Here is a 942-nt window from a genome sequence, read left to right on the forward strand (position 1 = left end):
GTCTCGAGGCCGGCGCCGACGATTTCCTGACCAAGCCGGTCAATGACCTGCAGCTGATGACGCGCGTGAAAAGCCTGGTCAGGCTGAAGTCGCTGACTGACGAATTGCGCCTGCGTGCCTCGACCACACGCAACATCGGCATCGAGGAGGTGTTGAGCCGCACCTTCACGTCCGAAAACGCGACGCCAAAAGTTCTGCTGATTGACGAGCGCAAATCTTCGTTTGAGCGCATCCAGAAGATGCTGCGCGACAGTGCCGATCTCGACATTGCCACCGACCCGCATGCCGGCTTCTTCCAGGCTGCCGAAGCGCCCTATGAATGCGTCGTGATCTCGATGGCTTTTGCCGAATTCGATCCGCTGCGGCTATGCTCGCAATTGCGTTCGCTCGATCGCACCCGCTTCCTGCCGATCATCCTTCTGGCCGAGGAAGGCGAGGAGGGGCGGATCATCCGCGGCCTCGAACTCGGCATCAACGACTACCTCATGCGGCCTATAGACCAGCAGGAGCTGGTGGCGCGGATGCGTACGCAAGTGCGCCGCAAACGCTACAATGACCAGCTTCGCGCCAGCGTCACCCAAACCATCGAGATGGCGGTGACCGATGGACTAACCGGGCTGCACAACCGCCGTTACCTCGATAGCCATCTACAGACGTTGTTCGATCGTGCGGTGGCGCGCCAGCGACCATTGTCGGTGATAATCACCGACATCGACCTTCTAAAGTCGGTCAACGACACACACGGTCACGAGGCAGGTGGCGACGTGCTGCGCGAGTGCGCGCGCCGGCTACGCAAGAATGTGCGCGGTATCGACCTTGCATGCGTTTATGGGGTCGATGAATTCGTAGTGGTGATGCCGGACACAGATAGCACGGTGGCTGAAAAGGTCGCCGAACGCATTCGCGCTGAAATCGCCCAGGTGCCATTTGCTATCGGTCGTG

At 59.9% G+C, this 942-nt stretch carries 1 protein-coding gene; it reads left to right on the plus strand.

What is annotated here, in order from left to right:
• Positions 1 to 942, plus strand: a 942-nt coding sequence (locus tag EOA22_RS35300; RefSeq protein ID WP_127390698.1) for a diguanylate cyclase, incomplete at both ends; no start/stop codon positions are given.

The sequence above is a fragment of the Mesorhizobium sp. M7A.F.Ca.US.014.04.1.1 genome, from assembly GCF_003998745.1.
Lineage (GTDB): Bacteria > Pseudomonadota > Alphaproteobacteria > Rhizobiales > Rhizobiaceae > Mesorhizobium > Mesorhizobium ciceri.